Below are 24,595 nucleotides of genomic sequence, written 5' to 3'. Positions count from 1 at the left end.
CCAGCGGTAAAGGGTAACGTAAGGGGTTTAAATGCGGATTTACGCACGCTGGATAGCGGCGCTGCTGCTGAGCGTCACGGCATTGGTTGCTGTGGCTGATGAGCAACGTGGCTGGCAGCCAGTCAATGAAACCATTCGTAAGAGCGATCATGATCCACGCGCCTACCAGGCCATTACGCTGACAAACGGTATGACCGTATTGTTAGTCTCCGATCCCGCCGCACCGAAGTCGCTGGCAGCACTGACCTTACCGATAGGATCCCTCGATGATCCCAATCAACAGCTGGGGCTGGCGCACTATCTGGAACACATGGTGCTGATGGGGTCGAAGCTGTATCCGCAGCCGGATAACCTCGCAGAATTCCTGAAAAAACATGGCGGCAGCCACAATGCCAGCACCGCGTCTTATCGCACGGCGTTCTATCTGGAAGTGGAAAATGATGCACTGCAACCGGCGGTGGATCGTCTGGCCGATGCTATTGCTGAGCCGTTGCTGGATCCGGTCAATGCCGATCGTGAGCGTCATGCGGTTAATGCGGAATTGACGATGGCGCGATCGCGCGATGGTTTGCGCATGGCGCAAGTGGGCGCGGAAACTCTCAACCCGGCACATCCCGGTGCGCGTTTTTCGGGCGGCAACCTCGATACGCTGAAGGATAAACCTGATAGCAAACTGCATCAGGCATTGCTCGATTTCTATCACAGCCACTACTCGGCTAACCTGATGAAAGCGGTGATTTACAGCAACAAACCGTTGCCGGAAATGGCGGATATCGCCGCGAAAACGTTTGGCCGCGTGACCAATCATCAGGCGAAAGTGCCGGATATCAGTGTGCCGGTGGTGACTGATGCACAGAAAGGCATCATTATTCATTATGTGCCTGCTCAGCCGCGCAAACAGCTGAAAATTGAGTTCCGCATTGCCAACAACAGTGACCGTTTCCGTAGCAAAACAGATACATTGATCAGCTATTTACTTGGTAATCGCAGCAAAAACACCCTGAATGACTGGCTACAACGTCAGGGGCTGGCGGACGGTGTTAACGCCGGAGCCGATCCAATGACCGAACGCACCAGCGGCGTGTTTGCCATTACCGTGTCCCTGACTGATAAAGGTCTGGCGCAGCGTGATGAAGTGGTCGCGGCGATCTTCAGTTACCTCGATATGCTGCGGAATAAAGGCATCGATAAAGCCTATTTCGATGAAGTTTCTCATGTGCTGGCGCTGGATTTCCGTTATCCCTCCATCACCCGCAATATGGATTACATCGAATGGCTGGTTGATACCATGCTGCGCGTGCCAATTGAGCATGCGCTGGATGCCCCATACCTGGCGGATGATTATGATCCTGCCGCCATCAAAGCGCGTCTGGCGGAGATGACACCGCAGAATGCGCGTATCTGGTATATCAGCCCGCAGGAGCCGCACAACAAAGAAGCCTACTTTGTGAATGCGCCCTATCAGGTGGATAAAATCAGCGATGCCCAGTTCAGTGACTGGCAACAGCGCGCGGCTGCCATCCAACTGTCAATGCCGACGCTTAACCCTTATATCCCGTCAGATTTCTCGATTATGCCGTCTGATGGCAAAACCTATACCCATCCGGTGGCGCTGACTACGGGCGACAGCATGCGTATTTTCTGGATGCCAAGCCAGTTCTACGCCAGTGAACCTAAAGCTGCCATCACCCTGGCGCTGCGTAACAAAGCGGCGATCAGTGATGCTCAACAACAAGTGTTGTTTGGCCTCAATGACTATCTCTCCAGCCTCGCATTGGATCAGCTGAATTCTCAGGCCTCGGTTGGCGGTATCAGTTTCTCCACCGGAGAAAACGATGGGCTAGAGTTCAACGCCAGTGGCTTCACTCAGCGTTTGCCTGAGTTGCTGAAAAAGCTGGTGGAAGGCTATGCCACTTTCATGCCGACTGAGCAGCAACTGGAACAGGCGAAATCCTGGTACCTTGATCAGCTGGAATCCGCCGACAAAGGCAAAGCCTTTGAGCTGGCGATTCAGCCAATGCAGATGCTGTCGCAGTTGCCTTATACCCAACGCGAGGTGCGCCGTAAGCTGGTGAAAGAGATCACCCTGAAGCAGGTAACGGACTACCGTGATGCACTGATCCACCACGCCACGCCAGAAATGATCGTGGTCGGGAATCTTCCTGCTGACCGGGTTAAACAGTTGGGGGAGGACCTGAAACAGCAGTTGCAAAGCGATGGCCATCGTTACTGGCATAGCGACTATGTGTCGATTGAGAAACCGATTAAAGCCAATCTGCAAAAAGCGGGCAGCAGCACCGATTCGGCACTGGCGGCGCTCTATGTCCCGCTGGGTTACAGCGAATATCAAAGCATGGCAAACAGCTCAATGCTGAGCCAAATCGTGCAGCCCTGGTTCTACAACCAACTGCGCACCGTAGAGCAATTGGGTTATGCGGTGTTTGCTTTCCAGATGCCGGTAGGCCGTCAGTGGGGTATCGGCTTCCTGTTGCAAAGCAACAGCAAACAACCCGCTTTCCTGCTGCAACGTTTCCAGGCGTTCTATCCACAGGCGGAGCAGCGTTTGCGCAGCATGAAACCGGAAGAGTTTGCCCAGTATCAACAGGCGATGATCAACGATCTACAACAACGCCCGCAAACGCTCGATGAGGAAGCAAATCGCTACAATCGTGATTTCAACCGGCAGAATTTTGCCTTTGATACGCGTGAAAAAGTGATTGCTCAGATTCAGCAACTGACCCCCGTCGGACTGGCGGATTTCTTCCATCGGGCGGTGCTGGCTCAGCAAGGTATGGCAATGATTTCGCAAATCGGCGGCAGCCACGATGGCACGGTGAAAGACGATTATGCTCAGTTGCCCGGCTGGACCACCTGGCAGGAGCTTTCCCAGTTGCAACAGTCGCTGCCGGTTAAGAGTGACGCCCAATGAGTTTGCAGCCAGAATCGCTCAATCCGTTAACGCTGCCGTTGCGTGGCGAACGGTTAATTGAGGCATCCGCAGGCACGGGGAAAACCTTCACCATCGGTCTGCTTTACCTGCGGTTGTTGTTAGGGTTGGGAGGCGAACGAGCCTATACCCGCCCACTCTCGGTGGAAGAGATTCTGGTGGTGACTTTCACGGAAGCCGCGACCGCAGAATTGCGTGGGCGCATTCGCGCAAATATCCACGAACTGCGGCTGGCTTGTATTCGTGGTCACAGCAACAACCCGATGTTGGCTCAACTGCTGACGGAGATGCCGCAACCAGCGGATGCAGCGTCCCTGCTGCTGGCAGCGGAACGGCAGATGGACGAAGCGGCAATCTTTACTATCCACGGCTTCTGTCAGCGTATGCTCAACCTTAATGCCTTTGAATCCGGCATGTTGTTTGAGCAGCAGTTGATTGAAGATGAACAACAGCTGCTGAAGCAGGCCTCTGCCGATTTCTGGCGACGTCACTGTTATCCGCTGACGCTGGACGTGGCGCGAGCCATCGTGGCGGAGTGGAGTGGCCCGGAGCAGTTGCTGGCAACCCTGCGTCCCTGGTTACAGGGAGAAACGCCTACCCTGCAATCTCCCCCGGCGGCTGATGAAACTTTGGCTACGCGACATGCGCAGAATCTGGCACGTATTGCAGATATTAAAGCGCGCTGGGCTGCGGTGGGCGAAGACATTGTTAGCCTGATTAGCGATTCCGGGGTCGATAAGCGCAGCTACAGCAGTAAAAATCTGCCGGTATGGGTTAACAAAGTGTCGCTGTGGGCGCACAGCGAGACGCTGGACTATCAGGTGCCCCCGGAACTGGCCCGTTTTGGTCAGCAGGTGCTGGACGAGAAAACCAAAAAAGGGGAGGCCCCGCGTCACGCATTGTTTGTCGCGATTGACCAGTTCCTGGCGCAGCCGATTTCTCTGCGTGATTTGGTGATTGCCCGGGCGCTGAGCGAAGTTCGTGAGGCGGTGCGTAAAGAGAAACGTCTGCGTGCGCTGCTTGGCTTTGATGACCTGTTGAGTCGTTTGGATGAAGCGCTGCAACAACCCGGCGGGGCACAGTTGGCACAGGCCATCCGCCAGCGTTTCCCGGTGGCGCTGATTGATGAATTTCAGGATACCGATCCGCTGCAATACCGTATTTTCAGCACGCTGTATGTTAATCAACCAGAGCATGCTTTGCTGTTGATCGGCGATCCCAAGCAGGCAATTTATGCCTTCCGTGGGGCTGATATTTTTACCTATATCCGCGCCCGTAATGATGTGAGCGCTCACTATACGCTCGATACCAACTGGCGCTCCTCACCATCAATGGTGACAAGCGTCAACCAGCTATTCTCCAGGCTCAAAGCCCCGTTTCTGTTTGCCGATATTCCTTTTCTGCCAGTGAACTTTGCCGTACCGAACCAGACGTTGACCCTGAGTCTTGACCAACAACCCCAGGCGGCATTGCGTTTTTGGTTACAACCCGGCGAAGGATGCAGCGTGGGGGATTATCAACAGTTGATGGCGCAGCAGTGTGCGGCGGATATCAGCCGCTGGTTGCAGGCTGGTCAGCAGCAACGTGCGTTGTTAGGAAAAGCCCCGGCTTTGCGACCGGTACAGGCATCCGACATCACCGTGCTGGTCCGTAGCCGCAACGAAGCCAATCTTATTCGTGAGGCATTGAATCAGCTGGCGATCCCGTCGGTATACCTGTCGAACCGCGATAGCGTGTATACCACGCCGGAAGCGCGTGAACTGTTGTGGCTGCTACAGGCGGTTTTGGCACCGGAACAGGAGCGTATGCTGCGTACCGCTCTGGCAACCTCATTGTTTGCCTTTGATGCGGCGCAACTGGATGCGCTTGACCAGGATGCGCGCGGCTGGGATCAACTGGTGGATACTTTTGCCCGCTGGCAGTTGGTGTGGCAGCAACGTGGTGTATTGCCCATGCTGCGGGAGATGATGCTGGAGCGTCAACTGGCGGAAAATCTGCTGGCTTCCGAAAACGGTGAGCGTCGTCTGACTGACTTGCTGCATCTTGGCGAGCTGTTGCAGGAGTCGGCCAGCCAGCTTGACAGTCCTCATGCCCTGGTGCGTCATCTGGCGCAGCAGATTGCCCGCCCGGACAGTCAGGCGGCCAGTCAGCAATTGCGTCTGGAAAGCGATCGCCATCTGGTGCAGATCGTCACCATCCACAAATCGAAAGGGTTGCAGTATCCCCTTGTTTGGCTGCCATTTGCCGCCGGTTATCGCGAGGCCGATAGCGCGTTGTATCACGACCGGGAAAACTTCGGGGCGGTGCTCGATCTGCAAAATGATGAGGCCAGCCTTGAGCTGGCAGAACAGGAGCGTCTGGCGGAGGATTTGCGCCTGTTATATGTGGCGCTGACGCGTTCGGTGTATCACTGTAGCGTTGGCGTGGCCCCCCTGTTCCGTGGCACGCGAAAGAAAGAGGGAGCCAGCGATCTGCATAAAAGCGCGTTGGGTTATCTGCTGCAACGCGGTGAGGCGGCAACAGCGGAGCAGTTGGCGGCGTTGCTGGCGGAGATGAACGCTGACGGTACCGAAGTGGTGCTGGCCGGGGAGTCCGATGCCACGCGCTGGCAAGCGCAGACCGTCAGTGAAGAGACATTAAGCGCACGGGAGGTCACGCGTGTGCTGGCCGAACCCTGGCGCGTTACCAGCTATTCAGGCTTGCAGCAGCATGGCAGCAGTCGTTTGCTGGAGGTCATGCCTGGGTTTGATGTGGAAGCATCTGGCGATGAGTCGGGTGAACCTCAACCATCAGCGTTGACGCCCCACCATTTCCCGCGTGGTGCCGCCCCCGGAACCTTTCTGCATGAATTGTTTGAGTCGCTGGATTTCACTCAACCGCCAACGGATGCGGTGCTGGAGCAACATCTGCAACAGAATGGTTATCCGCTGCACTGGCAGCCGATGTTGAGCGCATGGATTGCCAGGGTCGTCAGTACACCGCTTGATGCGCAGGGTATTCAACTGGCAGGAGTGCAGACAAAAGATCGTCTGGTAGAGATGGCGTTTTATCTGCCGATTGAGGGCATGTTGCTGGCCGAAAAAATGGATAAGTTGGTCAAAAGCCATGACGAATTATCCCGCCAGGCGCCAGCTCTCGATTTTCGTCAGGTGCAGGGCATGCTGAAAGGCTTTATCGATTTAGTGTTTCGCTGGCAGGGGAAATATTATTTGCTGGATTACAAATCTAACTGGTTGGGTGACAGTCATGACGCTTACACGCCGCAGGCGATGGCCCAGGCGATGATCGACCACCGTTACGATTTGCAGTACCAACTCTACAGCCTGGCACTACACCGTTATCTTGAGCATCGCCTGGTGGATTACGACTATGAACAGCATTTCGGTGGCGTATTCTATCTGTTTTTGCGCGGCATGGATGGCAGCTCGCCTGCCAATGGGGTGTTCCATACCCGCCCCTCCCACGCATTCATTACCCAACTGAATAACCTGTTTCGCGGCGAAGGAGCGACATCATGAGTAGCATGACCGCGCTGCTGACTCAGGCGATGGCGTTGCGTTTGCTGCGCCCGCTCGATATCCAGTTTGCCTGCCTGTTGGCAGATGACACTCAACCGGCACGTTTGCTGGCGGCGGCCTGTCTGAGCGCGGAGGCCGGTGAGGGGCACGTTTGCCTGCCTTTGACACAATTGACGGCGGAGCAATTATTTAATGGCCGACATCCTGAGCTGGCCCAGGCGATGTGGCAGGCTGCGGGTGCCCCGCAAGACTGGCAAACGGCGTTTCACGATTGGCCCGCGCTGAGTGATGGCTCACAGGCTACCCCGATGGTACTGACGCAACAGCGGCTCTACCTGCATCGCTTATGGCAGAACGAAGGTCAGGTCGCACGCTTTTTCCGTGTGGATGCCGCACCACAGCAATTCGCGCCAGAAGTGGTGCGCCCGGTGCTGGATGTGTTGTTTGGTACCCAGGCAGAAGACTGGCAGAAAATTGCCGCTGCGGTGGCGTTAACGCAGAAAACCGCGGTGATTTCTGGTGGGCCAGGCACCGGGAAAACCACCACGGTGGCAAAATTGTTGGCGGCATTAATCCGGCTGAGTAAGGACCCACTGCGCATTCAACTGGCCGCACCGACCGGCAAAGCGGCGGCGCGCCTGACGGAATCGCTCGGTAAGGCGTTACGGCAACTTGACGTCAGCGAGGAAGAACGCCTCTGCTTCCCGGCAGAAGCCACCACGTTACATCGTTTATTGGGGGCGCAGCCGGAGACACAACGCCTGCGCTATCATGCCGGTAATCCTCTGCATCTGGACGTGCTGGTCGTGGATGAGGCCTCAATGGTTGACCTTGGCATGATGGCGAACCTGATTGCCGCGTTGCCGCCACAGGCTCGCGTCATCTTCCTCGGCGATCGCGATCAGCTTGCATCGGTAGAGGCCGGGGCGGTGTTGGGGGATATCTGTCGCTGTGCGGAGGCGGGTTATAGTCCGGCCCGTGCAGCACTGCTGAGTCAACTGACCGGATGTCATCTGACGGGCAGGGAAGATCCCCAGGCTCCACAGGTACGTGATGCCATTTGCCTGCTGCGTAAAAGTTATCGCTTCGACGCACAATCCGGTATCGGTCAGTTAGCAGCCGCCGTTAATCAGGGTGATGTGGTTGCGGTCGAACGGGTGTTTGGTGCGGGCTTCAGCGATATCTCTCGCCAGCCGTTGAGCGATACTGAGGCGTATCAGACGATGCTGACACAGGTCGCAGAGGGATATCGACCCTACCTGAACCTGGTTGCCGAACGAGCCGACCCCGCCACGATTATTCATGCTTTTGGCCGTTATCAGCTGTTGTGTGCGTTACGTGAAGGGCCTTTTGGTGTTCAGGGGCTTAATCAGCGTATTGAACAGAAACTGATTCAGTTGCAACTGTTGCGTCGTCCGGCTGGGGGCAGTCGCTGGTATCAGGGGCGACCGGTGATGGTGACGCGCAACGACAGTGCATTGGGGCTGTTCAATGGCGACATTGGCATTACCTTACTGGACGAAGAGGGACTGCTGAAAGTCTTCTTCCCGTTACCGGATGGCACCATCAAAGCCGTTCAGCCCAGCCGATTACCGACACATGATACGGCTTGGGTGATGACGGTGCATAAATCCCAGGGATCGGAGTTTGATCATACCGCGCTGGTCATGCCGGCGCAGTTTCTGCCGGTGCTGACCCGTGAACTGATTTATACCGCCATTACCCGTGCACGCCATCAATTGACGTTGTACAGCGATGAAGGGGTATTCCGCCGTGCGGTACAACTGCGCACGCAGCGCAGAAGTGGATTGCTGGAGAGATTGGTTTCGTAGCGGCGCGATTTATCGCGCGGGTTTTTATTGGCATCGCGCACGAAATCGTGCCGCTACGGCAGGCGGAACAGTTAGCGCAAATCTGCCATCAACACTTTAGAGCGGCGCTGATAGTTGTACATTTTTTTCTTGCTCTCCGGCAGCGATTCAATGTCCACCGGTGTGAAGCCGCGTTCCTGGAACCAATGAATGCTGCGGGTGGTGAGCACGAACAGCTTTTTCAGACCCATCTGCCGTGCCTGCAATGCCACACGTTGCAGCAGTGCTTCGCCGCGTGACGAGCTACGATAATCCGGATGAACGGCCACACAGGCCATCTCGCCAATCTGTTCGTCCGGGAACGGGTAGAGTGCCGCGCAGGCAATGGTCAGGTTATCGCGTTCGATGATGGTGAACTTGTCGATCTCCATTTCCAGTTGCTCGCGAGAACGACGTACCAGAATCCCTTGTTGTTCCAGCGGGCGAATCAGCTCCAGAATGCCACCAATATCATTGATGGTGGCACGACGAATCTGTTCGGCAGACTCCATGACAATCTGTGTGCCGATACCGTCACGCGAGAACAACTCCTGCAACAGCGCGCCATCTTCCTGATAGCTGATTAAATGGCTGCGACGCACGCCGCTGCGGCAGGCTTTGACTGCGCCACGCAGAAAACGCACCGTGCCAGAAAGGAAATCACCTTCGTTTTCCATTTCATCAATACGCGCCTGGGCGTCGTTCGGGAACAGTTCGGAAATGATATTGCCATCGCGGTTGGTCACGCCCTGTTCAGAACAGAAGCCGATCATTTTTTCCGCTTTCAGTTTGATCGCCAGTTGGGTAGCGACTTCTTCTGAAGTCAGGTTAAAACTCTCACCGGTAACGGAAACAGCAACCGGACCAAGCAACACAATCGCCCCGTTATCCAGCTGACGATGGATTGCCTCTTCGTCGATACGACGAATGCGTCCACTGTGGCAGTAATCCACGCCATCATCGACGCCAAGAGGTTGGGCGATGATGAAGTTGCCGCTGACCACGTTAATATGCGCGCCCTGCAAAGGGGTGTTGTTCAGGCTCATCGACAGACGCGCGGTGATATCCAGCTGTAAACGACCTGCCGCCTGTTTCACCAGCTCCAGCGATTGCGCATCGGTAACACGCGTATGTTTATGATAAGTCGGCTCCAGTTGATGCTGTGCCATGCTGGCATCAATCTGCGGACGGGCGCCGTAAACCACCACCAGGCGGATGCCAAGGCTATGCAACAGACCGATGTCGTTAACGATGCTGGAGAAGTTATCATGCTCGATGGCCTCGCCACCCAGCATAATGACAAAGGTCTTGCCACGGTGGGCATTTATATAGGGAACGGTATGGCGAAAACCCTGAACCAGTTCAGTACTACGTTCCTTCACGGCAAACCCTCTGTGAATGGTTATTCGAAATTTTTGTATTTTTATGCTTTATTGCGCCGTAATGCAAGCGGCCAGCCTGACGTTACTTTACGAATTTTCTGATGCAACCTGTGCTAACAGCCTGCATTATCTGGCTTTTCCTGAGTGGGAAGGCACCAGGGACTGGCTAAAGTTTTCATCTTCTTTTACTCAACTGGCGATATTTTAGACATTACGCAGTAGCTGGAGAGGCATGTTTGACGTAAATCCTTTTTTTTCACGCCGACGATTATTGCAGGGAGCGGGCGCGCTATGGTTGCTGAGCGTGACGCGCAGCGGGCTGGCGGCCAGCCAGCATATTGTGGCCGTGCGCATCTGGCCTTCGTCGACGTACTCGCGCGTTACGCTGGAATCCAATGTTCCCCTGCAATACAAACAATTCACGCTGAGTCATCCCGACCGTCTGGTTATCGACATCAACAATCTGCATATCAATCCGGTGCTGAAAGGCGTCGATAAACTGGTGCGCGTTGATGATCCCTATATCAAAACGGCCCGCGTGGGGCAGTTCGATCCCAATACGGTGCGTATTGTACTGGAACTGAAGCGCAGCGTGGCACCACGCAGCTTCACCCTCGATCCGGTCGCGGGGATTAAGCATCGGTTGGTGGTCGATCTTTATCCCAGCCAGCGTCAGCCGGAAGAGGATCCCTTACTGGCGTTACTCCAGGATTACAATCAGGGCGATCTGGATCGCGATCAACCTGCGCAGGCCCCGTTACCGGGTAAAGCCGGACGGGACCGCCCGATTATCATCATGATCGATCCAGGGCATGGCGGGGAAGATCCGGGCGCGCATGGCAAATATAAAACGCGTGAAAAAGATATTGTGTTGAAGATGGGGCGCTATCTGAAGGCGCTGATCGACAAACAACCCAATATGAAAGCCTATATGACGCGCAATGAAGACGTATTTATCCCGTTGCGTGTCCGGGTGGCAAAAGCGCGCAAGCAGCGTGCGGATTTGTTTGTGTCAATTCACGCCGATGCCTTTACCAGCCGCGCGGCGCGCGGTTCGTCAGTGTTTGCGCTTTCCACCAGCGGCGCAACCTCTGCTGCGGCACGCTTTCTGGCACAAACCCAGAATGAATCAGACTTGATTGGTGGCGTCAGCATGAGCGGCGACCGTTATCTCGACCACACCATGTTCGATATGGTGCAGCGTCAGACCATTCATGACAGCCTGAAGTTTGGTAAAGAGGTGTTGTCGCGCATGGGGCACATCAACCATCTGCATAAACGCACGGTGGATCAGGCCGGTTTTGCGGTGCTAAAAGCGCCGGATATCCCGTCGATTCTGGTGGAGACGGCGTTTATCAGTAATGTGGAAGAAGAAAGGAAGCTACGTACGGCGCGTTACCAGCATCAGGTAGCGGAAGCCATTCTGCATGGCATCAAAGCGTATTTCGAGAAAGGGGCGGTGCTGGCGCATCGCTGATGGTTGTGGCAAGGACGCCGCGATTCTCCAGACGATAAAAACAAAAAAACACCCGTTAAGGTGCTTATTTGTATTGGTTGCGGGGGCCGGATTTGAACCGACGACCTTCGGGTTATGAGCCCGACGAGCTACCAGGCTGCTCCACCCCGCGTCCGTCTGTCGCTGTGCGACTTTTCACATTGTCTCTCTTCATCTAAGAAGAGTTGGTTGCGGGGGCCGGATTTGAACCGACGACCTTCGGGTTATGAGCCCGACGAGCTACCAGGCTGCTCCACCCCGCGTCCGTGGATGCGCACTATACTCCGCACGCGCCGCGATGCAACCCCTTTTTGACAGAAAGCACAAAATTTACAGCCAGTTGGTGAATAAAACCCCCAATAGGTTATTTATTGTACGTATATCAAGGTCGCACTGGGTGGCGGATTTCATTCTGTCGGCCCCTTTGCTATCGTCGCCATGCAAACTATCGATAAAAAGAGAAGGTCATGAAAGCAAATCGTGTGAAGTATGCACTTACTGGCGCATTTCTCGCGCTGTTGGCGGGTTGTAGCTCCAAACCTACGGATCGTGGCCAGCAATATATAGATGGCAAGTTGGATCAGCCGCTGGGCCTGGTGAACCAGCCGAATGCGAAAGGGCGTCCGGTCAATGGCCGGGACTTTGGCGATCAGGTTCGTCAGATTCAGTCTGCGTCCTCCGGGTTGTATGGCCGCAACACCGGTACCTACAGCGCGATTGAAAACTGGCTGATGTCAGGTGGTGATACCCGCCAGTTGCGTCAATTCGGCCTTAACGCCTATCAGATGGAAGGGACGGATAACTACGGCAACGTGCAGTTCACCGGTTACTACACCCCGGTGGTCGAAGCGCGTTATACCCGTCAGGGCGAATTCCAGTACCCAATTTATCGTATGCCGCCTCGCCGCAGTGGGCAAAAATTACCCAGCCGCGCTTCTATCTATAGCGGCGGCCTCGATGACCGTTATGTTATTGCTTACAGCAACTCGCTGATCGACAACTTTATGATGGATGTTCAGGGCAGCGGCTATGTCGACTTCGGCGATGGGCGGCCACTGCGCTTCTTTGGTTACGGCGGTAAAAACGGCTGGGCTTACCATAGCATTGGGAAGGAGCTGATCGATCGCGGTGAAGTGAAACGCGAAGATATGTCGATGCAGGCGATTCGTCAGTGGGCGCAGACTCATTCACCAGAAGAGGTGCGTGCGCTACTGGAAACCAACCAATCTTTCGTGTTCTTCAAACCGGAAGAGTATGTACCGGTACGTGGTGCCAGCGCCGTGCCGCTGATAGCCAAGGCTTCGGTAGCCTCTGACCGTTCGCTGATCCCAGCCGGGACGGCGCTGCTGGCGGAAGTGCCGCAGTTAAACGAGAAGGGCAAGTTTAACGGTAAGTATGAAATGCGTCTGATGGTGGCGCTGGATGTCGGTGGTGCGATTAAAGGCCAGCATTTTGACATCTATCAGGGCGTCGGCCCGGATGCCGCTCATCTGGCTGGTTTCTACAACCATTATGGTCGTGTCTGGGTGCTGAAAGCGGCACCGGGAGCCGGTCAACCGCTGTTCAGCACCGCACAAAGCGGCAATAATGGTTCGTTGTTGTTAGGTTCCAATTAAATTTTCCTCTGCGGGCGCTATCGCCCGCACGATCAGTAAGGTTTGTTATGACAGTGGTTAGCGACGCCTGGCGACAACGCTTTGGCGGCACGGCGCGTCTGTATGGGCAGGATGCGTTGCAGCGTTTTGCCGACGCCCATTTTTGCGTGATTGGCATTGGCGGTGTGGGCTCCTGGGCGGCAGAGGCACTGGCGCGTACCGGAATCGGTAAAATCACCCTGATTGATATGGACGATGTCTGTATCACCAATACTAACCGGCAGATTCATGCGTTGCAGGGCAAAGTGGGCCAGGCAAAAACTGAGGTGATGGCGGAGCGTATCCGCGCGATTAACCCGGAATGCGAGGTCATCTGTATCGATGATTTCATCACACCGGAAAACACCGCAGAACTGCTGCCGGTCGGCTTCGATTATGTGATCGATGCGATCGATAGCGTACGCCCCAAAGCGGCGCTGATTGCCTGGTGTCGGCGCAACAAGATTCCGTTGATCACCACCGGTGGTGCCGGTGGACAGATTGATCCGACGCAGATCCAGGTAAGCGATCTGGCGAAGACCATTCAGGATCCGCTGGCGGCGAAACTCCGTGAGCGTTTGAAAAACGATTTTGGTGTGAAGAAGAACAGCAAAGGTAAGCTGGGCATCGATTGCGTGTTTTCGACTGAGGCACTGGTCTATCCGCAACCAGACGGCAGCGTCTGTGCATCCCGCAGCACCGCAGAAGGTCCGAAGCGGATGGATTGCGCCGCCGGATTTGGCGCAGCGACGATGGTGACCGCGACCTTTGGTTTTATCGCGGTTTCACACGCGTTGAAGAAATTCCTCGCGCGAGCAGCGCGGCAACATTAAATATGCTGGCGTGCGGCACGTTGCACTGCGTCGGCCAGCGCCTGCAATCCGCTGCTGCGAGAGGCGCTGAGCTGAGCGCGCAGGCCAAGCGTATCAAACAGCGCCAGTGGGTCCCGTTGCAGCAGGGCGGCTGGCGTTTTCCCTTCCACCGCGGTGAGTAGCACCGCCAGCAAGCCACGCACGATGCGACCTTCACTGTCGCCATAGAAATGCAAGGTGCCATTGCTTTGTAGTTGGCTACTCAGCCAGACGCGATTCTCACAGCCAGTCAGTTCGATTTCAGCGGATTTTAAATCCTCCGGTAAAGCAGGCAACTGACGACTCAACTGAATCAACTGACGATAGCGGTCTTCCCACTGATGAAAATGGCTGAATTTCTCCGTCAGGCTGGCCTCGGTAATCAGATCACCAAACGGGTGCGGGGCGAGAAGGGCTGTGCTCATTGTATTATTCACTCAGTAAATCCACGGCGCTATGCATGGCGCGCACCAGCGCGTCCACGTCCTGCAAATTATTATAGGGGGCGAACGAGACACGCAGCGTGCCGCTGACACCCAGTGCCGCCATCAGGGGCTGGGCGCAATGTTGACCGGCGCGCAACGCGATGCCATGTTCTGCCAGCAGCGTGATGATATCGCTATGATGGATACCCGCGATATCGAACGCCAGCAGGCTGCTGCTGCCGCAGCGGAAACTGCGGAAACCGGGCAGGGCGCTCAGCTGTTCTTCGGCGAGGCTTGCCAGTTGCTGGCTCCACATCTCCATCTTTTCCGCGTTGTGCTGGCTGAGCCACCGCAGCGCAGCGCTTAAGCCAATCACTCCTGCCACATTCGGTGTACCTGCCTCAAAACGCCACGGCACCGGTTGTGGGGTGAAACCGCTGAAATCCACCTGCGTCAACATTTTGCCGCCACCTTGCCAGGGGGACATGGCTTCGAGTAATTCCGCCTTGCCATACAGCACGCCAATACCCATCGGCCCGTACAACTTATGGCCGGAGAACGCATAAAAATCGATATCTTCAGCCTGCACATCCGGCGCGCAATGCACCACACCTTGCGCACCATCGACCATCACTTTGGCACCCACGGCATGTGCCAGCTGAATCGCCTGCGCCAGGTCCGGGCAACCACCGGTGACATTCGACATCTGACCGATAGCCAGCAGTCGGGTACGTGAGTTCAGTAAGTGAGGCAACTGCTGAATATCGGGCAGGCGATTGGCCCCCAGCGGCCATTTCACCACTTTTGCGCCTTTTGCTTGCGCCACCATCAACCAGGGCACCAGATTGGCGTGGTGTTCCGCCTCACTCACCACAATTTCATCGCCAGGTTGCAGACGCGGAGCCAGCCAGCTGTTTGCCACCAGGTTGATGGCTTCAGTGGTCCCACGCGTCCAGATAATTTGTCGGTCATCGGCAGCATTCAGCCAGCGTGCGACCAGGCCGCGTGCCTGTTCATATTGTTCTGTCAAGGCACGCGCGGCGGCAAACTGGCTGCGATGCACCGTCCCGGCGCTCAGGGAATAGAATTGTTGCGTGGCCTCAATCACCGCCAGCGGTTTCAGGGCGGTGGCGGCGCTGTCGAGATAGACACCAGCATCAGCCAGCGCGGGGAATTGCTGGCGAAAAGCGGTGGGCGTAAAAATGGTCATATCCGGCCTGTTGTGATGAGTTTTTAGGACCAGACTGAAAGTCGGTCTGTAACCTGGCAAAGCTGGGAAAGCGCGTTATGCTAATTATTTCAAGGTTTAAACCAAAACCCGCATTAGAAATCGACCTTTACCAGTCGATTTCACTTTTTCAGCTGCCTCTGGTCAGCGTCTCGCGGGTGGTTTGATGCAATCAATCTGCAAGGAGATAGAAAATGAAAAAACTCGCCGCAGTGCTGGCCGTGTGTACCATGGCCTTTACCCTGGCTGCCTGTTCCAGCAACTACGTGATGCATACCAATGATGGCCGCACCATTGTTGCTTCTGGCAAACCTAAAGTAGACGATGATACCGGTATGATCAGCTATAAAGATGCCAATGGCAACCAGCAGCAGATTAACCGCTCAGATGTCAAAGAGATGGTTGAGATGGGGCAGTAATCGACAGATAAAAAAAAGCACCGCAATTTGCGGTGCTATGTAAATCACTTTGGACAGACAGGGTAAATCTACAGGAATTAAAAGCTTGATCTGCAATCGTCAGATCAAAATGCAAACACAACATCACGACCACAAGCCAAAAGCTCTCCAAAAGTCTGCGAACTAACGCACATTTCCAGAAATCTTTTCGTTCCGGCTTAGGAAGTGCGGCAACTATAGGTATTTGCTGGAGCTTCCTCAACGGACAATTTATAATGTCTCGGATTAAAAAAACTAATACCGTATGACTTGTTATAAGTTGCAGTATTACTCTGTTGATCCGGATACGGAAAACCATGTCAAAACGCCTTCCCCCGCTGAATGCTTTACGCGTCTTTGATGCTGCGGCACGCCATTTAAGCTTTACCAAAGCTGCTGAGGAGCTGTTTGTTACCCAGGCAGCTGTCAGCCATCAGATTAAATCTCTGGAAGATTTTCTCGGTCTTAAGCTATTTCGCCGGAGGAATCGTTCGCTTTTGCTGACGGAAGAAGGGCAAAGCTACTATCTGGATATCAAGGAAATTTTCTCCGCGCTGAACGATGCGACGCGTAAACTACAGGCACGCAGCGCCAAAGGGGCGCTGACGGTTAGCCTGCTGCCGAGCTTTGCCATTCAGTGGCTGGTGCCACGTCTTTCCAGCTTTAATACAGCTTATCCGGGTATTGATGTTCGCATCCAGGCCGTTGACCGCGATGAAGAGAAACTGGCGGATGATGTGGATGTGGCGATTTTCTATGGTCGTGGCAACTGGCCGGGGTTACGCGTGGAGAAACTCTACGCGGAATATCTGTTGCCGGTTTGTTCACCGTTATTGCTGACCGGGGACCATCCTCTGAAGTCACCGGCTGATCTGGCGCACTTCACACTGCTGCACGATGCCTCACGCCGTGACTGGCAATCCTATATCCGCCAGCTAGGCTTGCAGCACATTAACGTGCAGCAGGGACCGATTTTCAGTCACAGCGCGATGGTGTTGCAGGCGGCGATTCACGGTCAGGGCGTGGCGCTGGCGAATAATGTGATGGCGCAGAGCGAAATTGAAGCGGGTCGTCTGGTCTGTCCTTTTAATGACGTATTGGTCAGTAAAAATGCTTTTTATCTGGTTTGTCATGACAGTCAGGCAGAACTGGGTAAAATAGCCGCCTTTCGACAGTGGATCCTGGCCAAAGCCGCAACCGAACAAGAGAAATTTCGTTTTCGTTACGATCACTAACGCGTTGATTGTTGCACAGTGACGTGCGTATTCACTCTGAGGATTGTTTGATGTCCAGTCGTGCGATGTTTATTTTTGCAGCCATTAGCGGTTTCACGCTGGTGGCTTTTGGTGCTTTTGGTGCCCATGTGTTGAGTAAATCCCTTGGCCCAGCTGAGATGGCGTGGATTCATACCGGCCTTGAGTATCAGGCCTATCATACGCTGGCGATTATCGGTCTTGCATCGGCGATGTTGCGCCGTGCCAATATCTGGTTTTACTGGAGCAGCGCGGCGTTAGCCTTGGGCACCGTGTTGTTCAGCGGCAGCCTCTATTGCCTGGCGCTGTCGCATCTGAAGTTTTGGGTATTTGTAACGCCAGTCGGTGGCTTTGGCTTCCTGATTGGCTGGTTTTTGATGTTGATTGGCGCACTGCGTCTGAAACGAAAGGCAGAACGCCATGAATAAAGTTTTACTCTATTGCCGTCCCGGCTTTGAGAAAGAGTGTGCGGCAGAGATCAGTGCGAAAGCGGCTGAGCGTGAGATCTATGGTTTCCCGCGCGTAAAAGATGATGCCGGTTATGTGTTATTTGAGTGCTACCAACAGGAAGATGCAGAAAAACTGATCAGCCAGTTGCCGTTTGCTGAACTGATTTTTGCCCGCCAGATGGTGGTGGTGGGTGAGTTGCTGCGTGATTTGCCGCCAGAAGATCGTATTTCACCGATTGTCGGTATGCTGACGGGCGTGGTGGAGAAGGGCGGTGAATTGCGTGTTGAAGTGCCGGACACGAATGAAGCCAAAGAGCTGACCAAATTCTGCCGCAAATTTACCGTGCCGCTGCGTGCCAGCCTGCGTGAAAATAAAATTCTGCTCAACTACGAAAGCCCGAAGCGTCCAGTGGTGCATGTGTTCTTTATTGCCCCCGGCACCTGTTATGTCGGCTACTCATTGCCGCAGAATAACTCGCCGTTCTATATGGGCATTCCGCGTCTGAAGTTCCCGGCTGATGCGCCGAGCCGTTCCACTTTAAAACTGGAAGAGGCGTTTCACGTCTTTATCCCGGCTGACGAATGGGATGAACGTTTGGGCAGTGGGATGTGGGCGGTTGACCTGGGCGCATGCCCCGGCGGCTGGACTTATCAGTTGGTGAAACGCAGCATGATGGTGTATGCGGTTGATAATGGCCCGATGGCTCCGAGCCTGATGGATACCGGGCAGGTTACGCATTGCCGTGAAGATGGTTTCCGTTTCCGCCCACCGCGTAACAACATCAGTTGGCTGGTGTGCGACATGGTGGAAAAACCGGTGCGCGTTGCCAGCCTGATGAGCGAATGGCTGGTCAATGGCTGGTGCCGCGAGGCGATCTTTAACCTCAAGCTGCCGATGAAAAAGCGCTACGAAGAGGTGACGCAAAATCTGGCAATGATTGATGCTACCCTGAAAGAGCACGGTATTAATGCGCAGATTCAGGCGCGTCAGCTCTATCACGATCGCGAAGAAGTGACGGTGCATGTGCGCCGTATCTGGGCCGCCGTCGGTGGTCGCCGCGACGAACGCTAATTTTTCGATGCACGTAGCGGCGCGATTTATCGCGCTGGTGTTGAAAGGCGCGCGATAAATCGCGCCGCTACAAATTTATGTCGATGAGCCACCTGATTGGTGGTTGTATCGCAGCGTATTCAGATTGCCCTGCAATACCAGGTCCCGCTTCAATGTTGAGACCTGGCGGCAAATCTCCGCCATATCACGCTGTGCCTGCAATTTCCCCTGCCACTTTGTTGGCACTTGATCCCACTGCTGGTAAATCGCTTCCAGCGAACCAAATTGCGCAATCAGTTCCCGCGCACTTTTCGGGCCGATGCCCGCCACACCGGGAATCTTGCTGCTGTTGATGCCACACAATCCCCAGTAATCCGCCAATTGACCGGGTGTGACGCCGAACTCTTGTTCGATAAAGGGGACGTCCAGCCAGCGTTTCTGGAAGTAATCGCGAATGCGGATATTCGGGGCCAGCAGTTGGCAATAACCTTTGTCTGTCGAAACGATGGTAGCCTGATGTCCGGCATCAGCCATTTTGACCGCCAGCGTGGCGGCCAGATCATCGGCTTCGTCCAAATCGGCGATCCAGCAACTGACCCCTGCCGCCTGAAACGCTTGTTGGATGGCAGGCATTTCCGACTGCAAATCATCCGGCATCGGTGGACGGCCCGCCTTGTAATCCGGCAATAACGTATGACGCCAGCCAGGCTGGCGTGTGGCACTATCAAACACCGCAACCACATGTGTCGGGCGGGTATGGCCCAACAACTGATGTAATGCTGCCACGCAGGCATCGCGGCATGGTGAGCCCTGAACGGCATGTAAACGACGGATCAGGTTCAGGGCATCAACAATAAGAAGATGGAAAGACATGATGATAGCGGCAGCCCGCAGGCTGCCTTCCTGAGTTATTTGATGATTTCGTAGCAGGGGATATACGCGGTGCCCGGCAGTTTCATGCGGTGTTGGGCGACGAAGCCCTGTAGCAGTTCATCCATGCGGTGCATGATGTCCTGATCGCCATGAAGTTTGTACGGACCTTTTTCGCGGATCTCGCGAATACCCACTTCTTTCACGTTACCGGCGACAATGCCAGAGAAGGCTCGACGCAGGTCTGCCGCCAGTTTTTCTGCGGGTTGATTGGTATACAGGTTCAGGTTAGCCATATTTTCGTGGGTAGGCAGGAACGGCAGTTGCAGGTCCGGCACGATACGAATTGACCAGTTAAAGCTGTATGCATCACCGGTTTCACGACGATACTCTTTCACCTGCGGCATTGCGTGCTTCATCAGGCGGGCCACTTCGGCAGCATCATCAATAATGATTTTGTAATGTTTGCGCGCACTTTCGCCCAGCGTGCTGACAATAAAATCATCCAGAACACGGAAGTAATCAGCGCTCTCCTGCGGGCCGGTCAGAATCAACGGCAGTACCTGATCGCTATTCTGCGGGTTCATCAAAATGCCAAGCAGATACAGCAACTCTTCCGCGGTGCCAACGCCACCAGGGAAGATCACGATGCCGTGGGCAATACGCACGAAGGCTTCGAGACGTTTTTCGATATCCGGCATGATAATCAATTCATTGACCAGCGGGTTCGGTGGTTCAGCGGCAATGATTGAAGGCTCAGTCAGGCCAATAAAACGACTGTCGCGATAGCGTTGCTGTGCATGACCCACTGCGGCACCTTTCATCGGCGCTTCCATCACCCCCGGACCACAGCCGGTACAGATATTGAGTTCGCGCAGGCCAAGTTGTGTGCCGACGTTACGACAATACTGATATTCCACAGCGTTAATCGAGTGACCACCCCAGCACACCACGGTATTGGGGTACTCACCGACGTGCAGCGCACGGGCGTTACGCAGGATAGAAAAGACCAGGTTGGTGATATGTGCCGAGTCTTCAGCATCCAGATTCTGAAAGCGTTCGGCAGCGGAAAGTTGGCCATTCACAAACAGAATGTCGCGCAGTACGGCAAACAGGTTCGCCTGTAATGAGCGGATAATCCGGCCATCGACAAAGGCTTCTTCCGGTGGGTTGATCAGTTCAAGTTTAACGCCACGCTCACGGCGTAATACGTTGATATCAAAGCTTTCAAAGCGGGAAAGCAGTTCATGACTACTGTCGGTCTGACTACCAGAATTGAGCACCGCGAGTGAACAGTTGCGAAACAGTTGGTACAGGTCGCTGCTGGCGGTGCGTTTCAGCATATCGACTTCCAACTGGGAGAGCAGATCCATCGAGCCAAGAGGGCTAATATGAGTAATCAAGAGAACTCCTTTACACGCAAGCGCGTGACTGATGACGCTGTGCTTAACTTCCTGAGCACAGTGACGAATATCCCTGGTCGCGCACGGTTAGCCGCCCGCGCCTTGGACAGAGTAGCCTTGTCTGCGGTCAATGCTCAAGTGGAACCGCGCATCCGTGCCGCGGCCTGCGAGGTATCTCGCAATCTGTTACTGGCGAACCAGGCGGGAAAATCCCGGTGAGAAGGGCACATTGCTCCGCCACGGATTGATATCCAGCCCACCACGGCGGGTGTAACGGGCATAGACCGTCAGCGCTTCCGGTTGGCAAAAGCGTTGAATGTCGTTGAAAATGCGCTCAACGCACTGTTCATGAAACTCATTGTGCTGACGGAAAGACACCAGATAACGCAGCAGCGCTTCACGATCGATACGCGGGCCTTTATAGCGAATCATCACCGAACCCCAGTCAGGCTGGTGGGTGATAAGACAGTTAGATTTCAGAACATGGCTGACCAGCGTTTCTTCAATAATGTCGTGGCCAGCGGCCTGCGCCAGGTGATCGGCATTAAACGCATAGTCGTGAATCTCAATGTCCTGTTCATCGATCAGTTCACCGGTAAAATGACCGATCGGTTGGCCTTCGATTTCACCGAGGCGGAACAGCGCCACGCTAACTTCACCTTCAGCACAGGCGCTGAGATCACGCTCCAGCGTTTGGCGAACTTCCCCCCAGTCGGCGAAAATCGTCTGATTAAAACTGTTAAGATAGAGCTTGAAACTCTTGGACTCGATAAGATTGCGGCTCGCAGCGTTGAGTACCACTTCGCCTACCGCCACCTGTGGTACGCCTTTGCTGTTAAGCCAGGAGAGTTCGTACAGCGTCCAGATATCTGCGCCGTGAAAAGGCAGGTTGTCGGGAAACAGCCCCAACGGTTCGCGATTGAGACTGCGTGGCACAGCCTGTAACAGCGAACGGTCGTAATGATCGACATACGCCGTGGGTTTACCCAAGGTCAGGCCGCTTAATACCTGATCCTGTTGTTCAGTAGACATAACGGTTACCACTAAAATCCATCAAAGTGGCTAAGTGTAACCTATCAGAAGCGAGAAGATGAATGATGCAGCAAACCGTGGATGCTCTGCGCGATTTTACCGCCCGATATTGTGACGAATGGCAGCAGCGCACCGGGCATTTACCTGCAAGCAGTGAACTGTTTGGCGTACCTTCCCCTTGTATACAGAGCACGGTGAATGATCGTGTGTTGTGGCAGCCACAGCCTTTTACCTTGCCTGCCACGCTGGCTGCGGTTGAGCGCGCACTGGAGATTGAGCTTCGGCCCGAAATCACCGCGTTTTACACCACGCAGTTTGCCGGTGATATGACCGCCCGTTTTCAGCAGCAGGATATGACCTTGCTACAGGTATGGAGTGAGGACGACTTCACGCGGCTACAGGAGAATTTGATTGGTCATCTGGTCATGAAGCGTCGCCTGAAGCAAAGCCCCACTTTATTTATCGCCACCACTGATTCCGAACAGGATGTCATCTCCCTGTGCAATCTTACCGGTGAAGTTATTCTTGAGCATCCTGGTAGCAAAAAGCGCGAAGTATTATCCCCAGAAATTAAGATGTTTCTTAATAACTTACAACCAGTTAGCGAGTAAATTGCAGACATTAGCCTGTATTGGTGTAAGAGATCTCTCACATAGCGTGTGAGAGATCGGCAAATTGTACTGAAGAATTCAGGAAGCCAGGCTTGTAAAAATATTGTGAATCATGAGTTTATGGCAGCAGTCCGAAAATAATTCGATAACTGACTGATGTAACGGCTTTTAGTACCTTGTATACGCGATAGTTTCTGCCAGAATAGTCACCACTGGCAGGAAGCCACGGATTAAGCGATGTTCAGGAGAATGTCAGCCAGGGGGCTGGAGCGTAACGGAGTTTACGGCACACGGAAGGCTTCATGATGAAGCAGGACACTCAGGAGTGAGTCAGGGACACCTCCAGGACGGAGAATGAGAGCCACGCGGGATGTGGCGGGCCAGGATGCTAAGGACCAATGTCAGGATGACAAGCGAAGGACAGCACAGGAAAAGTTGTCACGGATGAGCAGGGAGCACAGCGGTGGCGGGATTGCTGCAAACGAACCGGGAGCACTGTAATTACAGTGCTCCCCTTTTTTTATGCGTTTTTTGAGCATCGCCCGACAAGTGATATGCTTGCCGCCCGATTTTTCTCTGGAGGTGGCGCATGTCGTCGCAACAACTTATTTTGCAGCGGCTACAGCAGGTCGAAGCGGTGATGCGCGAGCACGACCACTGGCAGATGCAATCCCCCGATGCGGCAGCGTTTGCCAGTACCCAACCCTTTTGCCTTGATACGCTGGCACCTCTTGAGTGGTTACAGTGGGTGTTGATCCCGCGTATGCAGGCGCTGATTGACGCCGGTGCACCCTTGCCGCAAAACTTCGCCGTAGCGCATTATTATGAAATGGCGCTTCCTCCCGGCACGCCGGGCCATCCCATGCTGTTGCTGACCTTACGCCAGCTTGATGCCTTATTTTCGGAACCCGCAGCTTGATGTTGGAAATTATTTATCAGGACGAGTGGCTGGTCGCGGTCAATAAACCTGCGGGTTGGCTGGTGCACCGAAGCTGGCTCGACCGCAAAGAAAAAGTGGTGGTGATGCAGACGGTGCGCGATCAGATCGGTCAGCACGTCTTTACCGCACACCGGCTCGATCGCCCCACTTCCGGCGTATTGCTGATGGGACTGTCGAGCGAGGTTGGCCGGTTGCTGGCTCAACAATTTGAGCAACATCAAATCCGCAAAACCTACCATGCCGTGCTGCGTGGCTGGCTGACGGAAAGCGGCACGCTGGATTATCCGTTGGTCGAGGAACTCGACAAAATCGCCGATAAATTCGCCACCGAACCGCGTGGCCCGCAACCGGCCGTCACCGACTTTCAGATGCTGGCCCACACCGAGATGCCTGTGGCGATTGGCCGCTATGCCAGCGCGCGTTACAGTCTGGTGGAGATGCAACCGCGCACCGGGCGTAAGCATCAGTTGCGACGCCATATGGCGCATCTGCGCCATCCCATTATTGGTGATACCACGCACGGCGATCTGCGCCAGAACCGTGGTGCGGCAGCAAATTTTGGTCTTGATCGCCTGATGTTGCATGCCAGTGCGCTGAGTCTGAATCATCCGGTGACAGGGGAGCCGTTGGTGATTCGTGCCGGGTTGGATGCCGTCTGGCAGCAGATGCTGCATCAGTTTGGCTGGCAGGATCAGATCCCTGATGTTCCCAGGGTTGAGTTTGCCGATGAGGCAGTCCAGGATAAGCCAACAGAATAAGGAGCGGCTTGATGGCAAAGATTGGCATTTTTGTAGGTACGGTTTACGGCAATGCGTTGTTGGTAGCGGAAGAGGCGGAGCCGGTGTTGCAGGCGCAGGGTCATGAAGTGAAAGTCTTTGAAGACCCATCGCTGGCGCAGTGGCAGGATTATCAGCATGATGTGGTGTTGATTATCACCTCCACCACCGGACAAGGCGATTTTCCCGATAGTATCGCCGGGCTGTACCATGCGGTGAAAGATCAACTGGGCTATCAACCTGACTTGCGTTACGGCGTGATTGCGCTGGGCGACAGCAGCTACGATAACTTTTGCGGCGCGGGTAAAACCTTTGATGCGCTGTTGCAGGAGCAGAGCGCCAAACGTGTCGGTGACCTGTTAACGGTAGATGCGACAGAAGATCCGGAGCCGGAATCCGTGACGACACCCTGGGTGGAAAACTGGGGTAAATTGTTGTAATTC

The 24,595-nt window shown here is 54.6% G+C and carries 20 protein-coding genes and 2 tRNA genes; 14 read left to right on the top strand and 8 right to left on the bottom strand.

From position 1 onward, the window contains the following. Positions 1-31: 31 nt before the first annotated feature. The 3 genes from ptrA to recD are packed head-to-tail and all read left to right on the top strand — an operon-like array spanning position 32 to position 8,297. On the top strand, positions 32-2,929 hold the full coding sequence (gene ptrA / locus L579_RS12345) for a pitrilysin (protein WP_021184565.1): 2,898 nt from the start codon (positions 32-34) through the stop codon (positions 2,927-2,929). Further along, positions 2,926-6,465 carry an exodeoxyribonuclease V subunit beta gene (gene recB / locus L579_RS12340; RefSeq protein WP_021184564.1) on the top strand — a complete coding sequence of 1,180 codons (3,540 nt, stop codon included), beginning with the start codon at positions 2,926-2,928 and terminating at the stop codon, positions 6,463-6,465. Before ptrA ends, recB begins: the two co-directional genes overlap by 4 nt. Next, a complete protein-coding gene (gene recD, locus L579_RS12335) occupies positions 6,462-8,297 on the top strand; it encodes an exodeoxyribonuclease V subunit alpha (protein ID WP_021184563.1) in 1,836 nt (611 codons plus the stop codon). The genes recB and recD overlap by 4 nt, the downstream gene beginning before the upstream one ends. A gap of 71 nt (positions 8,298-8,368) precedes the next feature. On the opposite strand, the gene argA is transcribed toward recD, so the two are convergent. After that, a complete protein-coding gene (argA, locus tag L579_RS12330) occupies positions 8,369-9,697 on the bottom strand; it encodes an amino-acid N-acetyltransferase (RefSeq protein WP_021184562.1) in 1,329 nt (442 codons plus the stop codon). Positions 9,698-9,929: 232 nt separating this feature from the next. Between argA and amiC the strand changes: the two genes are divergently transcribed. Then, positions 9,930-11,174 carry an N-acetylmuramoyl-L-alanine amidase AmiC gene (amiC, locus tag L579_RS12325; protein WP_021184560.1) on the top strand — a complete coding sequence of 415 codons (1,245 nt, stop codon included), beginning with the start codon at positions 9,930-9,932 and terminating at the stop codon, positions 11,172-11,174. 74 nt (positions 11,175-11,248) lie between these two features. On the opposite strand, the gene L579_RS12320 is transcribed toward amiC, so the two are convergent. Continuing rightward, positions 11,249-11,325: transfer RNA gene (locus L579_RS12320), tRNA-Met, on the bottom strand. A 53-nt stretch (positions 11,326-11,378) separates the two neighbouring features. Further along, positions 11,379-11,455 (bottom strand) — tRNA-Met (locus tag L579_RS12315). 204 nt (positions 11,456-11,659) lie between these two features. On the opposite strand from L579_RS12315, the gene mltA reads away from it, so the two are divergent. Further along, the gene (mltA, locus tag L579_RS12310) at positions 11,660-12,808 is read left to right on the top strand and encodes a murein transglycosylase A (RefSeq protein ID WP_021184559.1); all 1,149 of its coding nucleotides are present in this window, start codon (positions 11,660-11,662) and stop codon (positions 12,806-12,808) included. A 47-nt stretch (positions 12,809-12,855) separates the two neighbouring features. After that, on the top strand, positions 12,856-13,659 hold the full coding sequence (gene tcdA, locus L579_RS12305; RefSeq protein WP_021184558.1) for a tRNA cyclic N6-threonylcarbamoyladenosine(37) synthase TcdA: 804 nt from the start codon (positions 12,856-12,858) through the stop codon (positions 13,657-13,659). On the opposite strand, the gene csdE is transcribed toward tcdA, so the two are convergent. Together csdE and csdA are read right to left on the bottom strand one after the other, a co-directional pair. Then, complete coding sequence (gene csdE, locus L579_RS12300) at positions 13,656-14,102, bottom strand: cysteine desulfurase sulfur acceptor subunit CsdE (RefSeq protein WP_021184557.1); 447 nt, start codon at positions 14,100-14,102, stop codon at positions 13,656-13,658. The genes tcdA and csdE overlap by 4 nt on opposite strands. A 4-nt stretch (positions 14,103-14,106) precedes the next feature. Then, positions 14,107-15,312, bottom strand: a complete 1,206-nt coding sequence (gene csdA, locus L579_RS12295; protein WP_021184556.1) for a cysteine desulfurase CsdA — start codon at positions 15,310-15,312, stop codon at positions 14,107-14,109. A gap of 212 nt (positions 15,313-15,524) precedes the next feature. On the opposite strand from csdA, the gene L579_RS12290 reads away from it, so the two are divergent. The 4 genes from L579_RS12290 to rlmM all read left to right on the top strand — a co-directional run bounded on the left by L579_RS12290 (position 15,525) and on the right by rlmM (position 18,541). Next, positions 15,525-15,749 carry a YgdI/YgdR family lipoprotein gene (locus L579_RS12290; RefSeq protein ID WP_013510266.1) on the top strand — a complete coding sequence of 75 codons (225 nt, stop codon included), beginning with the start codon at positions 15,525-15,527 and terminating at the stop codon, positions 15,747-15,749. 335 nt (positions 15,750-16,084) lie between these two features. Then, positions 16,085-17,002, top strand: coding sequence for a transcriptional regulator GcvA (locus L579_RS12285; protein ID WP_013510265.1), 918 nt, complete (start codon positions 16,085-16,087; stop codon positions 17,000-17,002). Between the two features lie 50 nt (positions 17,003-17,052). Further along, positions 17,053-17,448 carry a DUF423 domain-containing protein gene (locus L579_RS12280; RefSeq protein ID WP_021184555.1) on the top strand — a complete coding sequence of 132 codons (396 nt, stop codon included), beginning with the start codon at positions 17,053-17,055 and terminating at the stop codon, positions 17,446-17,448. Beyond that, the gene (gene rlmM, locus L579_RS12275) at positions 17,441-18,541 is read left to right on the top strand and encodes a 23S rRNA (cytidine(2498)-2'-O)-methyltransferase RlmM (RefSeq protein ID WP_021184554.1); all 1,101 of its coding nucleotides are present in this window, start codon (positions 17,441-17,443) and stop codon (positions 18,539-18,541) included. The genes L579_RS12280 and rlmM overlap by 8 nt, the downstream gene beginning before the upstream one ends. A 75-nt stretch (positions 18,542-18,616) precedes the next feature. Here the strand turns inward: rlmM and xni are convergent, their stop codons facing one another. The 3 genes from xni to queF all read right to left on the bottom strand — a co-directional run bounded on the left by xni (position 18,617) and on the right by queF (position 21,825). Continuing rightward, a complete protein-coding gene (gene xni, locus L579_RS12270; protein WP_021184553.1) occupies positions 18,617-19,393 on the bottom strand; it encodes a flap endonuclease Xni in 777 nt (258 codons plus the stop codon). A 35-nt stretch (positions 19,394-19,428) separates the two neighbouring features. Further along, positions 19,429-20,793 (bottom strand): nucleotide 5'-monophosphate nucleosidase PpnN, encoded by a 1,365-nt coding sequence (ppnN, locus tag L579_RS12265; protein ID WP_021184552.1) that lies wholly within the window; start codon positions 20,791-20,793, stop codon positions 19,429-19,431. A 186-nt stretch (positions 20,794-20,979) separates the two neighbouring features. Then, complete coding sequence (gene queF, locus L579_RS12260) at positions 20,980-21,825, bottom strand: NADPH-dependent 7-cyano-7-deazaguanine reductase QueF (protein ID WP_021184551.1); 846 nt, start codon at positions 21,823-21,825, stop codon at positions 20,980-20,982. Between the two features lie 62 nt (positions 21,826-21,887). On the opposite strand from queF, the gene syd reads away from it, so the two are divergent. From syd to L579_RS12240, 4 genes are all read left to right on the top strand, one after another. Beyond that, positions 21,888-22,436 carry a SecY-interacting protein gene (syd, locus tag L579_RS12255; RefSeq protein WP_036626560.1) on the top strand — a complete coding sequence of 183 codons (549 nt, stop codon included), beginning with the start codon at positions 21,888-21,890 and terminating at the stop codon, positions 22,434-22,436. Positions 22,437-23,025: 589 nt separating this feature from the next. After that, complete coding sequence (locus tag L579_RS12250) at positions 23,026-23,355, top strand: YqcC family protein (RefSeq protein WP_021184550.1); 330 nt, start codon at positions 23,026-23,028, stop codon at positions 23,353-23,355. Further along, positions 23,355-24,134 (top strand): tRNA pseudouridine(65) synthase TruC, encoded by a 780-nt coding sequence (gene truC, locus L579_RS12245; protein ID WP_021184549.1) that lies wholly within the window; start codon positions 23,355-23,357, stop codon positions 24,132-24,134. The genes L579_RS12250 and truC overlap by 1 nt, the downstream gene beginning before the upstream one ends. An 11-nt stretch (positions 24,135-24,145) precedes the next feature. Continuing rightward, positions 24,146-24,592: a flavodoxin gene (locus L579_RS12240; RefSeq protein ID WP_021184548.1), complete on the top strand. Its 447-nt coding sequence runs from the start codon at positions 24,146-24,148 to the stop codon at positions 24,590-24,592. Positions 24,593-24,595 lie beyond the last annotated feature (3 nt).

Source organism: Pantoea sp. AS-PWVM4 (assembly GCF_000468095.1).
GTDB classification, from domain to species: domain Bacteria; phylum Pseudomonadota; class Gammaproteobacteria; order Enterobacterales; family Enterobacteriaceae; genus Pantoea; species Pantoea phytobeneficialis.
Note: the sequence above shows the minus strand (reverse complement) of the source record. Positions and strands in the feature narration are given on the sequence as shown.

What these genes read in the sequence shown, in the direction of transcription:
- ptrA (WP_021184565.1), top strand. Translation starts at nt 32, where the DNA reads ATGCGGATTTACGCACGCTGGATAGCGGCGCTGCTGCTGAGCGTCACG.
- recB (WP_021184564.1), top strand. Translation starts at nt 2,926, where the DNA reads ATGAGTTTGCAGCCAGAATCGCTCAATCCGTTAACGCTGCCGTTGCGT.
- recD (WP_021184563.1), top strand. Translation starts at nt 6,462, where the DNA reads ATGAGTAGCATGACCGCGCTGCTGACTCAGGCGATGGCGTTGCGTTTG.
- amiC (WP_021184560.1), top strand. Translation starts at nt 9,930, where the DNA reads ATGTTTGACGTAAATCCTTTTTTTTCACGCCGACGATTATTGCAGGGA.
- mltA (WP_021184559.1), top strand. Translation starts at nt 11,660, where the DNA reads ATGAAAGCAAATCGTGTGAAGTATGCACTTACTGGCGCATTTCTCGCG.
- tcdA (WP_021184558.1), top strand. Translation starts at nt 12,856, where the DNA reads ATGACAGTGGTTAGCGACGCCTGGCGACAACGCTTTGGCGGCACGGCG.
- csdE (WP_021184557.1), bottom strand. Translation starts at nt 14,102, where the DNA reads ATGAGCACAGCCCTTCTCGCCCCGCACCCGTTTGGTGATCTGATTACC.
- csdA (WP_021184556.1), bottom strand. Translation starts at nt 15,312, where the DNA reads ATGACCATTTTTACGCCCACCGCTTTTCGCCAGCAATTCCCCGCGCTG.
- L579_RS12290 (WP_013510266.1), top strand. Translation starts at nt 15,525, where the DNA reads ATGAAAAAACTCGCCGCAGTGCTGGCCGTGTGTACCATGGCCTTTACC.
- L579_RS12285 (WP_013510265.1), top strand. Translation starts at nt 16,085, where the DNA reads ATGTCAAAACGCCTTCCCCCGCTGAATGCTTTACGCGTCTTTGATGCT.
- L579_RS12280 (WP_021184555.1), top strand. Translation starts at nt 17,053, where the DNA reads ATGTCCAGTCGTGCGATGTTTATTTTTGCAGCCATTAGCGGTTTCACG.
- rlmM (WP_021184554.1), top strand. Translation starts at nt 17,441, where the DNA reads ATGAATAAAGTTTTACTCTATTGCCGTCCCGGCTTTGAGAAAGAGTGT.
- xni (WP_021184553.1), bottom strand. Translation starts at nt 19,393, where the DNA reads ATGTCTTTCCATCTTCTTATTGTTGATGCCCTGAACCTGATCCGTCGT.
- queF (WP_021184551.1), bottom strand. Translation starts at nt 21,825, where the DNA reads ATGTCTACTGAACAACAGGATCAGGTATTAAGCGGCCTGACCTTGGGT.
- syd (WP_036626560.1), top strand. Translation starts at nt 21,888, where the DNA reads ATGATGCAGCAAACCGTGGATGCTCTGCGCGATTTTACCGCCCGATAT.
- L579_RS12250 (WP_021184550.1), top strand. Translation starts at nt 23,026, where the DNA reads ATGTCGTCGCAACAACTTATTTTGCAGCGGCTACAGCAGGTCGAAGCG.
- truC (WP_021184549.1), top strand. Translation starts at nt 23,355, where the DNA reads ATGTTGGAAATTATTTATCAGGACGAGTGGCTGGTCGCGGTCAATAAA.
- L579_RS12240 (WP_021184548.1), top strand. Translation starts at nt 24,146, where the DNA reads ATGGCAAAGATTGGCATTTTTGTAGGTACGGTTTACGGCAATGCGTTG.